Consider the following 13,993-nt stretch of genomic DNA (forward strand, 5'->3'; position numbering starts at 1 on the left):
TACATTTATTACAGATGGGAGGCAGTTGCAAATGAATCAAAGATATGTGGATGAACTCAGACAAAAATACATCAAAAATCCTCCAGAAGGAATGACACCCAAACTGGTCAGAAATATGACCGATTCTGATTTATTGGATATGCATTACTTTTTAACTGAAGATGACGACCTCGACGATGATGGATGGGAAGAAGGGTTCTATATCGACCTGTTCTAAATCACCGTCTGTTTTCTATACCCTCCTTTGGCAGAATCATTAGTTTACATAACTTTATTTCAGCAAGGACTTTGGTAAGTAGGTAAGCCCCTTACAGGGCTTACCCCTCTCAGAACCGGACATGCAGCTTTCCCGCATCCGGCTCCCTGCAAAGCTAATACATCTACAGTTATCCGTATATACTGACATAAATACGTGGCCGCACAAGCGGGAACTGTCTCATTAGTTCCTTATATCCTTCCTTCGTATAGCTCCTTCTCTGACTTCTTCTGTTCAGCCAGTAGAATAACCTAAACCATACCACATTATTGAATGAGTTCAGGCTTCTTGAATTGTCAGTAATTCCGTAATAATGATAATAACCAGTCAGTACTTCATTTAGTTTCTTTACTATCCTGTTTATCTCCAGAAACCTCATGTCTCTTATCATGGCGTTTATTTCCCTGCTTTTCTTTGCAAGCTTTTTCTTACTGGTTTTCCTCTTTACTCTGAACTTTCCCGTCCTGCCATGCGAACAGTAATGCGTGAATCCCAGGAATGTGAACGTCTCCGGCCTCCCTTTTCCCCGGTCTTTCCGGTTACTTTCTGCGAATCGGCCAAATTCAATCAACCTTGTCTTGCTTTCCTCCAATTCTAGTCCAAAGTACTTCATTCTGCGCTTTAAGTGTTCATAAAATATTTCTGCATCTGATTTATATTGGAAGCATCCCACAAAATCATCCGCATAGACTACCAGCCCCGCATATCCTCTCATCACTGGCTGTACTTTCTCCCTGAACCACCATATCAGCACATAGTGCATATATATATTGGCTATGACCGGGGAGCAGTCCGAGCCTTGGCCTGCCCCTTCTTCTGTCTCCTCATATCTGAAATCTCTCATGATTCCCGCTTTCAGCATCCGTCTTACCAGTCTGATAATGGTCGGGTCTTTTATCCGCGATTCTATGAACTTTACTATCCATTCATGGTCTAAATGGTCGAAAAACCCTTTAATGTCTGCGTCCAGCACCCAATTCGTCTTTTCCCTTTCCAGCATCCCATTCAGTCTCCTTAATGCCATGTGGCAGTTCCTTCCTGGGCGGAATCCCATCATTTCTTCGTAGAAATGGGGCTCGAACACTGCTTCCAGTATTCGCCTTAGCGCTTCCTGTACTAACTTATCCTCATAGCAGGATATACTGAGCGGGCGGGTCTTTCCATTTTCTTTTGGTATTTCCACCCGTTTTGCCGGTTTGGGCTTGTATGCCTTCTTCTTCATTTTCCTGATTAATTCATCTAAGTTTTCTTCCAAATTTACTTCGTAGTCCTCTTTGGTAATTCCATCAATTCCTACCGCTTTCTTTCCATCCATCTCCTTGTGGCATTCTTTCAGTAACTCTTTATTAATCAGATGCCCTATGGACGTAAATACCATTTCCGGATGTTCGCTTGACAACTGTGATATTCTCGCCAATTTCGTTTCCATAATTTCTCCTGTCTCTGCGTACAGATTATGTTTCCTCTTTGATATGACTTTGCATGGCTGACCTGCGAGGACAGGTCTCTCTCGACTTCCACCGCTTTTTTTTGCTGTGTACTATTCGGCCATCCGACTTCTGCCGGCCATTTACGGTTCTCCTTTCTACCGTTGTTCCGTATACCGGGCTTACGCAACCTGCCCGGAGCCTGGCAGACCTCCCCAGTTGACTTAAAATCCTTGATTACATGACCAGCCTTAAAACCCCGGGGAAGCAGCTGCATTCTCGCTCTTAACGACTACAGCTGTGTTGCTTTCAGTGTATAGGAGCACTTCTGCCTTCCCAATTTCATTTTAATATCGAAGCTATATACGGCTATGCCCTGCAATCCCGCTGTCTACGCTTAGCAGGCAACATCGCTGCTGTCCACCCAAGACTCGCTTGATGCGGTATAGCTTGTACCTTACACCGTGGGACTCTCACCCACTAAATTTCAAGCCCTTAGCTGGGCGCACCCTATAATACAAAAAAGAACCGGGCCACAGCACACCTGCTGCTGTCCCGGTTCATGATTCATGTAGAAATCAAGGAAAGTGTATCTGTTGTCTGACTATGCTGCAAACGGAGCGATTTCCTCCATCAGCTGGTCGCAGTCATCTGTGTGAAGAATCAGCTCTACGGTTTTGGACTTTGCCAGTGATAATACACCTACAATAGACTTTGCATCAACCATACGGCTGCCGCATTTCACATCTGCATCACACTCAAAACGGTTCATGATTCTTACAAAATTAATAATCTGGTCTGCCTGGTCAAACTTAACAAGGATACGTTTCATGTTGTTCACCTCCGTATGGTATTTTTTTAGTATCACTGTCAGATACTTGGGGGATGGTACTTACTGGTAAGTCCGCATCTGACAATGCCCTCTAACGTTATCTTTTGTTTGTCTTCCGACATTTTTATAATACCACGTTCAGGTAAGGGATTTCCATGGTAATATTTTTCTATCTCATGGAATATTTTCAAATATTATACTTATATCTTCTAAATCTGGTCCTTCCAGTAACCAATATTTTCCGAATCCACCCTTATGGGCTCGCCGGCTATGACCTCCAGCCCGCCGTCCTGACCGTAGTCCACGGGGTATATCCTGCCTCCCAGCAGCAGTTCCTGGTCCGCCCTGTCCTCAATGGAGCCCTCAGACAGCTCCAGGCACACATACCCTGCCACCCGTCCCAGGTCCATGGGACTCCATATGTACAGCACCGGACACACGTCCTCAGGATCGCTGCCCACATATTCCTCCATCTGGTCCGGAAGTCCCAGGCCGATGACCTTTACCTCAGACGCCTGGCCCCGCTCCTTCACCACATCAGCCGCCGCCTTGATTCCTTCCGTGGACAGGCAGCACATTACCTTCAGGTCAGGATAAGTCTCCAGCATCAGCTCCGCCTTTTCAGCCGCCTTTTCATATTCCCCTTCCCCGTAAGCAATGTCCACCAGACGCAGGCCGCAGTACTCAAGATTCTGGAGCTCCTGCTTCATCATATATATCCACTCGTTCTGATTGGCGGAACGGCTTCCCGCCGACAGGATACCCCACTGGCCGCTGTGGCCGCATATACGGTCCACCTCCCTGACCAGTTCTTTCCCCAGCTCTCTGGCATCCACCGGGCTTATGTAAATACTGCGGCTTCCCGCCTCCACATCCGCATCCAGCGTGATGACGGAGATTCCCTTTTCCCTGGCCTGGGTTAGAACCGGAGTCAGGGCATATTCATCGTTGGCAGCCACTGCTATGGCCTCCACCTTTTCGTCGGTAAGGTTCTGTATCAGATGTATCTGTTCCTGTGCAGAGGGATGGTCGGGATACAGGACAATACAGTTCTTGCCTGCATCCTCCACCGCCTGTTTAAAGCCCTCGCTGGCCAGCTCATTGTACCAGTTGTTCTTGGATTTCATGATGATAGCGTATTTTCCCCTGTTAAACTGACTGTCCTGGCAGGAAAACAGGAACAACACTCCTGCCATCATGGCCGCCCCTGCTATCCAAGCCCAATTTTTCCCTTTCACCCTGCGGTTCCCGCCTTCCTGCTGTTTTTTCCCAGTATATACCTAATGTCGTATTTTGTCCATTTCCGTTGCAAATTTATGATTTCTTGATACAATAGTTGTATCGGTATTGATTATTGTATACAAATCACTGCCTTTTGAAAAGGATGGATGATAATAGATGAAACTTCTGATTGTTGATGATGAGAAACTGACCCGTGAGGGAATCCGGGACAGCCTGAACCTGGAGAGCCTTGGAATCAGCCAGGTGCTGCTGGAGGACGACGGCATACACGGCCTTAAGACGGCCCTTGAGGAGGAACCGGATATTGTGCTCACGGACGTGCGGATGCCCAGGATGAACGGGGTTCAGATGGCGGAACGGATATTAAAGGAGCTGCCCGCAGCCACCATTATCTTTATGAGCGCTTATTCAGACAAGGAATACTTAAAAGCCGCCATCAAGCTGAAGGCCCTGGGGTATGTGGAAAAGCCCCTTGACATGGAGGAACTGGCCACAGCCATACGGGAGGCGGTGGAGAGCAGCATAAACGAGAAAATGAGCCAGGCGGCAGCAAGAATCCAGGAGAAGGAACAGCTGGGCCATCTGAGCCTTTTACTGTCCCAGCCAGGTGAGGAGAGTCTTATAAAGGCAGGACAGCTCGCAGCCGGCCTGGGCCTTTCAATCACCCATACCACCTGCTTCTGCTGCATTATCATTGACTGTGTCACCCCCTTATCCATGCTGCCGGAGGAACAGATGGACGGAATCAGGGATTATTCTGCGGACCATCTCACATCTATGGGCATATCCCAGGCATATGTCCTAAGAGGTGACCACCGCATCATTGTTTTCCTTCACTCCCCGGAGCGTCCCTCGGACAAGACCCTGTACGACTGCGCCGGACTCCTGGCCCAAAAGCTTATTAAGATATGCCCTTTTTTCATTTCCATGGGCCCGGTTGTAAGCGGTATGGACCGCGCGCATATCTCTTACCAGGAAGCCAGTGAACATCTGAAGGAGGCATTTTTCCATGATTACGGGTTCATACTGACCCACAACATGGAAACAGCCGTATTCCGGCCGCCGGCAGACCTCCTTCTGGAATTTTCCATGGCCCTGTCCGAAAAGCAGGAGGAGGAAGCCCTGGACATCGTCAGACGGCTGTATGAATCCTTTGTGCCAAACGACATGATTGGCCCCAGCCAGGTGAAGGATATCTATTATAAGTATTTCAGCAAGCTGGACGAACACGGCCTGGGAAGCTATATCTCCCTGTGGCAGAAGGAAGGACTGGAGTCTGAATCCATCTGGGAAGGGGTCATGAACTGCACCATCCTGAGGGAGCTCAATGACCTGCTGGCGGCAAAGGTGCGCCTGTTCTTTGAGCGCCTGCGGGGAAACAGTGTGGGAAACCCGGTGGTATTCCAGATTAAGGAATATATCCATAAGAACTATGCGGTCCCCTCCCTTTCCGTGCCGGATGTCAGTGAGTACGTCCACCTTTCGTCCAGCTACGTATGTACGATTTTTAAAAATGAGACAGGCCAGACCTTAAACCAGTATCTGACGGATTACCGCATCAAGATGTCCAAGCAGTTCTTAAGCGATCCCAGGTACAAGATTGCCGACATTTCATCCAAGGTAGGATACAGCGACGGCAATTACTACAGCAAGACCTTTAAGAAAATCGTGGGCCTGTCCCCTTCTGAATACAGGGAGAAAATGCTTGCATGAAAAATCCGTTTTCTAAGCTGATTCATCATTATACCTATGACATGCGTCTTAAGACAAAGCTTGTCATATCCCACATCATCCTGGTACTGCTGCCCACCGCCGTACTGTCAGGCTTCCTATACCTGCGCATTTACGGCATTGTCATGGATGACAGCATCCGCTCGGAGCAGGCCCTGTCCGCCCAGACCGTGACCTCCATTGAGAACCTCATTTCCCATGTGGGACACGCCTCTGATACCATCACCAGCGCCATGTTGATACAGGATCTCTTCCAGGTACCCAGAGCAGAAGCCAATACCATGGATATCTCCACCTCCCGGATGAACAGCCTGTTCCACCTGGTGCAGAGCATTACGGATCATTCCATGATTACAGATGTAAAGATTTATTATGATGACAGCGTATACGGAGACCTGATGCAGTACAACAAGATCGGGAATGCCCTGTTTAACCCGGTATCCTCAGTAAGCAGCAGCTACTGGTACGGCATCTACAGCACTTCGGATCAGGCCCGTCTGCTGTGCCCGGAACTGTACCTGACGCCGGACGAGACAGAGAAGAACGGAAAGCTGGCCTACATCACCCGAATTCCTTATACTCATGACGGCGGCGCTGTGTCCGGCATTGAAAATGCCTCTGCCTATGTGGCCCTGTATCTTTCCAGGCCGGCCTTTGACATGGTGCTGCGCAATGACGCCACGGTCACGGACGAGGCTGCCTTCCTGGTAAATGAGCGGGATGTGATCGTATCCGCCTCGGACATGGGCCTGGCCGGGAAATACTTCATTCCCCGCCCGGACCTGAGGCAGCGGGTGGGAAAGGAAAAGACGTTTTCCCTTGTCTCCTATCTGGACGGCTCTGCCTATGTGGCCTATTTTCCCATCGCGGACACGGACTGGTACATGATGTCCATTATCCCCGCCCTCCATATCGGAGATGCGGGCAGGGCGCTGATGATGCATTTTGCCCTGATTTACCTGCTGTTCACCGCCCTGGCCCTGTACACTGCCTTCCGCCTGTCCGGCTCCATTGCGGACCGCATCATAGGCGTGGCCCTGCAGATGGAGACTGTCCGCACCAGCCCGCCCCAGCCCATGGATGTGGCTGACACTGGCTGCGACGAGATTGGCGTGCTGTCCGATACCTACAACTACATGACAGAAGAAATCATCACCCTGATGGACAGCCAGAAAAAGGCTTCCGATGAACTCCGGATGGCGGAATTCCGCGCCCTGCAGGCCCAGATTAACCCGCATTTTCTCTATAATACCCTGGATATGATTAACTGGCTGTCCCAGACCGGGCAGAGCGAAAAGGTTACGGAAGCGGTCCAGATCCTGTCCCGCTTTTATAAGCTTACCCTGAGCCGCAGGGAGCTGATGAATTCCATTGAGAAGGATCTGGAGCATGTAAGCCTCTATGTCCGTCTCCAGAACATGCGTTATGACAATTGCGTGGCCTTTGTGGTGGATGTGCCGGAAGAAATCTGTGAGTACACGATCCCCAAGCTCACCTTCCAGCCCATTGTGGAAAATGCCTTCCTTCACGGCATCATGATGAAGGAAGAAAAAAAAGGCAGCATCCTGCTCACCGGCTGGCCAGATGGAGATGATATTGTATTCATCATCTCTGACGACGGGGCAGGCATACCGCCTGAAACACTTGATACATTAAAGGATGACGTGAATGCCGGTACCGACTCCTCCGCCAGCCCCAGGCACACTGCCTTTCCCGGCCACATCGGCGTCTATAATACCAACTTAAGGCTGAAGAGCCTGTACGGTGAATCCTACGGCCTCTCCTTCACCAGCACCTTGGGAAAGGGTACTGAGGTTACTGTCCGGATTCCGGCCAGACATATCACGTCTGACTGATTCCTTTCACATCCCAGCAATACGATTCATAGGCCGCCGCCAGGTTCATGGAGGCGGTTTCTTTTGCCGCCTTTTTCTCCAGATAGGCTGCCTGGCCCTCCAGGTATTCCGTGCTTGTCAGCAGTCCGGCCTGCTGCTTTCTCTGGAGTCCTTCGTAGGTCAGCCGGGCGCTCTGGAAGGCAGTGAGGGCCGCCTCATAGGCTGTTTTACTGGCCTGAAGGTTCTGGTAGGAAGCCAAAAACGCTGCCTCCTTTGTCCCCTCCGCCTCATCCGCCAGCCTGAACCTGATATTGATTTCAGTGGTACTGCTGGCCGGGGTGTGGCGGGCATTCTGCACATTCTTGTCATTTCCCATGGCTCTGTTCTTATCGCTTTCATAATCAACGGCTTCAATGGCTGCCATATCCGGCTCCGGTATGGCTCCTATCACCACCTGGCTGCTGTCCTCAATCCCCAGCATGGTAAGCAGCTGACGGCGCAGCTCCCCGGCCTGGAGCCTGAGGGACTCCAGGGAATTTCCGGCAGTGTCCAGGCTTTTTTTTGCTTCCTTCAGCCGGGCCTGGGTGGCGGTACCGGCTGCCTGCTTTCTCACCATGGCCTCAAAGGCTGCCTGTAAGGACTCAACCCGCTTTTCCTGGTATTCCACATTCTGTACCATCTGGTTGTAGGAATTCATCAGGGTCTGGGCTGTCATGGTAAAGGTGTCCGCGGACTTTTCCAGGCTGCGGGTGCTCTTTTCGCTGGTCATGGTGTCCAGCTGGCTGTATATGCGGCTGGCCGAGGATTTTAACATGGCTGCATTGGAGGAATAGATCCCGGCTGTCTGGCTGTCCTCACCGCCCATTTCCTCCGCCTTATCCTCCATGTTGTCCTGCTCCCGCTTAAGGGTATCCCATATTTCCTGATAGGCGTTTATATTGTCCTCGTAGTCCTCTATGCTCTCTTTTAAAGACAGATTTCCCTGTTTCAGCAGTTCCCTCAGATTGCCGTATTCAATGATTGTGGTGCCCGTTGCGTTCCCTGTGGTTGCCGGGGATATGTCCTGAGACGCATCCGGGACAGCGGCCTGGGATGCTTCCTGGGATGCATAGGAAGTCCGGACGCCGGTTCCCGACAGGCACAGTACCATTGTCAAAAGGACCATGACAGTCTTTTTTCTGTTCTCACGCCTCCTGCTGCTTCCCTTTACATGACTGCGGTTTTTCATTGTCTCACCTCTGTTCCATCCTGCCTTTTTCCTGCACTTTAAATATTTCTCCGCTATTTCCAAATCTCTCCCATCCTATGACACGGATGCCAGTCCGTCCACCGACCATTGGTATTCCAGCTGTGCCCTGAGAAGAGCCAGCCTCTGTGTACGCACATTGACCTGGGCTGTTGCGAAGGAGGACTGCTGTGTTATATAATTGTTTCTTGTCATGGTCCCGGCCGTTATCTTCCGCTCTGCCGTCTCCATGGCTGTCGCCTCAATTTCATATGCATTAAGAGCCTGCTCGTAGTCGGATTTAGATATCATCATGCTCTCGTAGGCATTCTTTATGCTGGAGGCAGCTGTCTCCTTCTGGCTCTTTAAGCTCTGTTCCAGACTTGACTTATTGGTGCCGCTTTTTGCATTGGCTATTTTCTTTTCAAGTATTTTAAGGCTGTAATTATTTTCCACTCCCCTGGATACATCCTCATCCAGATTGATGGCTGCCATTCCCTCCAGGTCCGGCTCCGGCACATCTCCTATATCCACCTGCGCCCCATAGGTCCATCCCAGCATAAGGCAGAGATTTTCTTTTGTCCGCCCCAGACTGCTCCGAGCCGACAGCAGGGATGCATCCGCCGATGTGACGGCCTCCCGGGCCGACAGCACCTGGGCCTGGGTGGACATACCGGCGCTCAGACGGGTAAGGGTCTGGTCATAGGACGACTGGGCCTGTATCTTATTCTGCTCCAGGCTTTCCAGGCTGTATGTCTGGCTCCAGTAGCTTATCATCAGCTCCTGGGCCTCCTTTACCAGACCCGCCTCTGTCTTGTCATATTCCAGCTTCTTGACGTCCCCGTCCTCCACATTGTCGTCTCCCTGTTCCCGCAGGTTATCAGCCTGAATCTGGCTGCTCAAATAGGAGGACAGGCGGCTGGCATAATCTGAATCCGACGAATCAGGATATTCCAGGCTTCCGTATATATCATCGGCAGCATCATAGTAATCATCCGCAATATCGTCCGCGTCCTTCCCCCGGAAATCCTCATACTCCAGCTGGTTCTGAATCACCGTGTTATTGTATACATGAATCAGGTCCGCTATCTCCGTAAAATCCAGCTGATTATCCCTGAGGGAAGCCCACTGCTCTGCGGTATAGGCAAACTCCGGTGTACCCGCCCACGCCGGCGCCGGCATGGCGCCAAGACACAGTGCCGCGGCCAGGCATCCGGCCCCTATTTTTCCGTATCTCATATGATTGACACCTCCTCTTTAAATATCCAGCACAACCCGTTTCTTATCGCCGTTCATCAGCGCATAGTAGATTGGCAGAATGAACAGGGCCACCGCCACGCCCACGCTGAGTCCTCCGATGTTAACAATAGCCAGACCCTGGGTGGTGGAACCACTGTCCCCTATGGCCAGGGCCATGGGAATCATGGAAAGGATGGTGGTAAGGCTGGTCATCATAATGGGCCTTAAACGTGTGGCGCCCGCCTCGATCAGGGAGGTCTTTAGATCCATGGTCATGCGGTATTGGTTCACTGTATCCACATAGAGGATACCGTTGTTCACAACCGTTCCGACCAGAATCAGGAATCCCAGTATGGACGTCATGCTGATGCTGACTCCCGTAATCTGCAAAAGGCCGAAGGAGCCTATGAGGCTGAATGGTATGGTGGTCATTACCATAAAGGAAAACTTCGGTGACTCAAACTGCGCTGACAGTACCACGAAAACCAGGAATACAGCGATGGCAATGGCCTGGTACAAGGCTGCAAATTCCTCCTGCATCATACGGTTCATGGAGTTGACGCCCTTCTTGATGGTGGCGCTTAAGTTGGGGCTTATGACCTCGCTGTCTATGGCGGACTGGACATTTCCCCCGGTATAATCTGCCGTAATGGTTATCTCATACGCCTTATCCGTCTTGGAAATGGATGCCGGGCTGTCCTTATAATAGATTTCCGCCACATCCGTAAGGGCCACATAGCCTCCGGAGGGCTTGGAGAGTATAATATCCTTCATCTGGCTGACGGTCCGGTACTCATCCTCCGGATATTCGGCCATCACGCTGACCTCTCTTCCATCCACGTCCAGGGTGGTCACCTCTTCGCCGTCCATCATCTGTTTTACCTGGGAACCAATCTGGGATGCCGTAAGCCCCTCTGCGGCCGCCAGTACCGGATCCACCTTCACAGTCACCACGGGAGCCGTATTTTCTATGCTGGAATGGACGTTCATCACATCGTCCCTGGCCGTCATCTCGGCAACAATCCTGCTGCTGACTTCCTGGAGCTCATCGTAATCCGTACCGTTAAGGATGACTTCATATCCCCGGCTCCTGCTCATGAAGCTCATGGACGAGGACGCCTCCACTGTCACCGTACAGTTATCCAGGTCCGCCATCTCCGTTTCCCACTGCTCCACTATCTCATCGGTGCTCATATCCCTGTCATCCCTCAGATAGGCTGTTATGGTACCGCTGTCATTGTTATAGCGCAGCATGTATGATTCCACATCCGGATGACCTTTGACAATCTCCTCTGCCTGGGTCAGCATGGCGTCGGCATTTTCCGACAGCAGTCCCGGCCTTGTTTCGATGGAAACGCTGACTGTTCCCGTATCGTCCGCGGTCATAAGCTCAGTCTCCATCCCGCTGGCCAGAAAATAGGTTGCAATCACGATGATTACTGATGCAATCATGATGATGGCCTTGTGTTTTAAAAGTCCGGGCATGATGCGGCGGTATCCGTTCTGTATCCGCTCCATGGGCCGCGACATGGGCGCCTGCATCCTCTCCTGGGGCTTATAGGCCATATAGGTAAGGGGAACAATGGTAATGGCTGACAGGAAGGAGGCGCACATACAGAATACGATAACGTATCCCATGGAGCCGAACATCTGTCCCGACATGCCCTGCAGAAATACCAGCGGCAGGAAAACCACACAGGTGGTCACAGTGGATCCCAGAATGGACTGGAGCACAATGTTGGTTCCGGACAGGGAAGCCTTGGCATACCCCAGCAGGCCCTTGTCCTCCTCTGTCTCTATGGCCCTGAAACAGCTCTCCAGCACCACAATGGAGTTATCCACCATCATGCCTACTCCCAGCACCAGACCGCTCATGGTAATGATATTCAGGGAGAAACCGGCGCTGGTCATCAGAATCAGCGACACCAGTATGGAGGTGGGTATGGAGCTTCCTACAATCAGGGAAGCCTTATAATCTCCAAAGAAAATGAATATGATAATCATGGAAATCACGGCTGCCAGCACCAGGGTAAGGGCCACGTCCTTAAGGGAACTGAGAATGCTGTCCGCGCTGTCCCTGACAATCCTGATATTCAGGTTCTCATCATCCGCCTCCAGGCTCTCAATAACCTCCTGAACCTCGGATGACACATCCATGGCAGTGCTGCTCTGCTGCTTGGTGATGGAAATGGAAATAGTATCCTCGCCGTTGTAGCGTGAAATGCCTCCCCGGCTCTCCTCTGCCTCATATACCCTGGCAATGTCCTCCAGATATACAATCTTTCCGCTGGAGGTGGTGATGGGGACTTCCTTCAGGGCTTCTATGGTCTCATGCTCCAGGGACGTTGACACGGAAAGCTCCAGCTTTCCGGATACCGCATCGCCGGATGGGTAGGAAAGATTGGCCGTGCTCATGGCCGTGGACACGTCGCTCATGGTCACCTGATACTGTGCCATCTCATCGGATTGAAGCTCGATTTTATAGTATTCTGACTTTCCGCCCATGGCCTCCACCTCCGCCACGGAAGAAATCTGTTCCAGCAGAGGCACCACGGTCTGGTCCACATAATCGTACAAATCCTCCTGGGAGGGGTTTGATATGGAAAGCATCATGGTGGTTCCCGCATTGTTATTCATCTCCATGACAGAGGTTTCCGCATCGTCAGGGAGCTGGCGGCTCAGCGCATCCAGACTCTGGGATAAATCATTATAAGCGTCGTCCATATCGGTGCCGTAATCATATTCCAGCATAATCATGGCCCTGTTTTCACTGGAAGTGGAGCTCATGCTTTTCACCCCCTCTATGGTTCCCACCTGGTCTTCTATGGGCTGGGTCACCAGTTCATCTATGTCCTCGGGACCAGCACCGGAATAAGATGCCATGATAATCAGCATTGGCTGGTCCGTGTCCGGCATCTGTTCCAGCGTGGCATTGAATACGGAAGAAATACCGAATACCAAAAGGCAAAGCAACGCCATAACCGTCGCCACCGGACGTTTTAATACAAACCTTGTCAATCCCATGGGTTATGCCTCCTGTTCTGCCTGTGATTTTGCATTTTTGCTGTGTTCCCCGCCGGATGCTGCTGTTTCTTCGGACTGTGCCTCATACCTTAACCGTATTTTCGCCCCCTCATACAGGTTGGAGCTCCATGTGCTCACCACCATGTCATCGGCTGACAGGCCGGAAAGAATCTGGGCATGTTCCTCATCCTCCAGTCCTACTTCCACCTGGGCCGTGGAGGCGGTGCCGTCCTGATACAGATAAACATAGGCATTGCCGCCGCTATAATAGATTGCATCAACGGGAACCACCATTGTCTCCAATGCCCGTTCCGTCACAAGGTTTAATTTCACCGTGCTTCCGGGGGCAATCTCCTGTGTGTCTTCAATCTGGGCCTTTACCTTGAACAGCCCTGTATCCGTATCAACCATGGAGTTGATTTCGCTGATATATGCTTTATATGTAGTTCCGTTCTTCTGGATTTCCAGCTCGTCGCCCACATTGGCATTCTGCATCATGCGCTGGGTCACATAAAAGGAGACTACGTTCTCACCCTCACCGGCAATCACACACAAATCCTGGGACTGGCTCACCCTGTCATACACCTCCACGTCAAAGCTTTCAATCTTTCCATTAATAGGGGCGGTGATGGAGCTGTACTGCACCTGCCTTTCATAAGCCAGTTTAGCGGACTCATACTGGAGCTGCGCGGATTTCACCGCGTTGACATACTGCTCGTATTCCTGCTCGGACAAATCGCCGCCGCTGTAAAGAATCTGCATTCTTCTCAGGTTGCTCTGGGCCTCTGAAAGGGATACGGATGCAGAATCCATGGAGTTCTTTGCCGTCTCCACCTGCTCTGTATCAATCTCAAGCAGGATCTGTCCCTGTGTCACCATATCCCCTGCCTTCACATATACCGCCGTGACGTCCCCTGCTGCCTTTGCATAGATATGAACCACATCGGAAGGCTCCACTGTGCCTGTAAGCCCTGTGGTAAGGATGATATCGCCGATTGACGGCCGTTCTGCCTTCACCACCGTGACAGAAGCCTCCTGTCCCACAGGCATACCGCCCTTTGATTTTTTTCCGCCCTTCGTCATAATCATTGCCACGGCCAGTATGACGATTATTCCGGCGGCAATGCCAATCTTTATTTTCCTGCTCTTGCTCATATTCAATCTCCTTTGCTGGTTTACTCA

The 13,993-nt window shown here is 51.1% G+C and carries 10 protein-coding genes; 3 read left to right on the forward strand and 7 right to left on the reverse strand.

Annotation, left to right across the window (positions count from 1 at the left end):
* Nucleotides 1-31 precede the first annotated feature (31 nt).
* Nucleotides 32-217 carry a hypothetical protein gene (locus tag LA360_RS10650; protein WP_009295925.1) on the forward strand — a complete coding sequence of 62 codons (186 nt, stop codon included), beginning with the start codon at nt 32-34 and terminating at the stop codon, nt 215-217.
* A 169-nt stretch (nt 218-386) separates the two neighbouring features.
* On the opposite strand, the gene ltrA is transcribed toward LA360_RS10650, so the two are convergent.
* From ltrA to LA360_RS10665, 3 genes are all read right to left on the reverse strand, one after another.
* Nucleotides 387-1,685, reverse strand: a complete 1,299-nt coding sequence (ltrA, locus tag LA360_RS10655; protein ID WP_057572962.1) for a group II intron reverse transcriptase/maturase — start codon at nt 1,683-1,685, stop codon at nt 387-389.
* Between the two features lie 602 nt (nt 1,686-2,287).
* Entirely contained in the window at nt 2,288-2,515 is a 228-nt protein-coding gene (locus tag LA360_RS10660) for an HPr family phosphocarrier protein (RefSeq protein ID WP_002565147.1), read from the reverse strand.
* A gap of 209 nt (nt 2,516-2,724) precedes the next feature.
* Entirely contained in the window at nt 2,725-3,714 is a 990-nt protein-coding gene (locus LA360_RS10665) for a substrate-binding domain-containing protein (RefSeq protein ID WP_022202243.1), read from the reverse strand.
* Between the two features lie 199 nt (nt 3,715-3,913).
* On the opposite strand from LA360_RS10665, the gene LA360_RS10670 reads away from it, so the two are divergent.
* Both LA360_RS10670 and LA360_RS10675 read left to right on the forward strand, forming a co-directional pair.
* The gene (locus LA360_RS10670; protein ID WP_022202244.1) at nt 3,914-5,470 is read left to right on the forward strand and encodes a response regulator; all 1,557 of its coding nucleotides are present in this window, start codon (nt 3,914-3,916) and stop codon (nt 5,468-5,470) included.
* On the forward strand, nt 5,467-7,344 hold the full coding sequence (locus LA360_RS10675; protein ID WP_112481922.1) for a sensor histidine kinase: 1,878 nt from the start codon (nt 5,467-5,469) through the stop codon (nt 7,342-7,344). Before LA360_RS10670 ends, LA360_RS10675 begins: the two co-directional genes overlap by 4 nt.
* On the opposite strand, the gene LA360_RS10680 is transcribed toward LA360_RS10675, so the two are convergent.
* From LA360_RS10680 to LA360_RS10695, 4 genes are all read right to left on the reverse strand, one after another.
* The gene (locus LA360_RS10680; protein WP_057571116.1) at nt 7,331-8,551 is read right to left on the reverse strand and encodes a TolC family protein; all 1,221 of its coding nucleotides are present in this window, start codon (nt 8,549-8,551) and stop codon (nt 7,331-7,333) included. The two genes, LA360_RS10675 and LA360_RS10680, sit on opposite strands and share 14 nt — an antisense overlap.
* A gap of 75 nt (nt 8,552-8,626) precedes the next feature.
* The gene (locus LA360_RS10685) at nt 8,627-9,787 is read right to left on the reverse strand and encodes a TolC family protein (RefSeq protein WP_022202247.1); all 1,161 of its coding nucleotides are present in this window, start codon (nt 9,785-9,787) and stop codon (nt 8,627-8,629) included.
* A gap of 18 nt (nt 9,788-9,805) precedes the next feature.
* The gene (locus tag LA360_RS10690) at nt 9,806-12,811 is read right to left on the reverse strand and encodes an efflux RND transporter permease subunit (RefSeq protein WP_002593475.1); all 3,006 of its coding nucleotides are present in this window, start codon (nt 12,809-12,811) and stop codon (nt 9,806-9,808) included.
* A gap of 3 nt (nt 12,812-12,814) precedes the next feature.
* A complete protein-coding gene (locus LA360_RS10695; RefSeq protein WP_089776449.1) occupies nt 12,815-13,966 on the reverse strand; it encodes an efflux RND transporter periplasmic adaptor subunit in 1,152 nt (383 codons plus the stop codon).
* Between the last annotated feature and the right edge of the window lie 27 nt (nt 13,967-13,993).

This window comes from Enterocloster clostridioformis (genome assembly GCF_020297485.1).
GTDB lineage: Bacteria > Bacillota > Clostridia > Lachnospirales > Lachnospiraceae > Enterocloster > Enterocloster clostridioformis.

Coding starts and splice junctions, on each gene's coding strand:
- LA360_RS10650 (WP_009295925.1), top strand. CDS start 32: ATGAATCAAAGATATGTGGATGAACTCAGACAAAAATACATCAAAAAT.
- LA360_RS10665 (WP_022202243.1), bottom strand. CDS start 3,714: ATGATGGCAGGAGTGTTGTTCCTGTTTTCCTGCCAGGACAGTCAGTTT.
- LA360_RS10675 (WP_112481922.1), top strand. CDS start 5,467: ATGAAAAATCCGTTTTCTAAGCTGATTCATCATTATACCTATGACATG.
- LA360_RS10690 (WP_002593475.1), bottom strand. CDS start 12,811: ATGGGATTGACAAGGTTTGTATTAAAACGTCCGGTGGCGACGGTTATG.
- LA360_RS10680 (WP_057571116.1), bottom strand. CDS start 8,551: ATGAAAAACCGCAGTCATGTAAAGGGAAGCAGCAGGAGGCGTGAGAAC.
- LA360_RS10695 (WP_089776449.1), bottom strand. CDS start 13,966: ATGAGCAAGAGCAGGAAAATAAAGATTGGCATTGCCGCCGGAATAATC.
- ltrA (WP_057572962.1), bottom strand. CDS start 1,685: ATGGAAACGAAATTGGCGAGAATATCACAGTTGTCAAGCGAACATCCG.
- LA360_RS10670 (WP_022202244.1), top strand. CDS start 3,914: ATGAAACTTCTGATTGTTGATGATGAGAAACTGACCCGTGAGGGAATC.
- LA360_RS10685 (WP_022202247.1), bottom strand. CDS start 9,787: ATGAGATACGGAAAAATAGGGGCCGGATGCCTGGCCGCGGCACTGTGT.
- LA360_RS10660 (WP_002565147.1), bottom strand. CDS start 2,515: ATGAAACGTATCCTTGTTAAGTTTGACCAGGCAGACCAGATTATTAAT.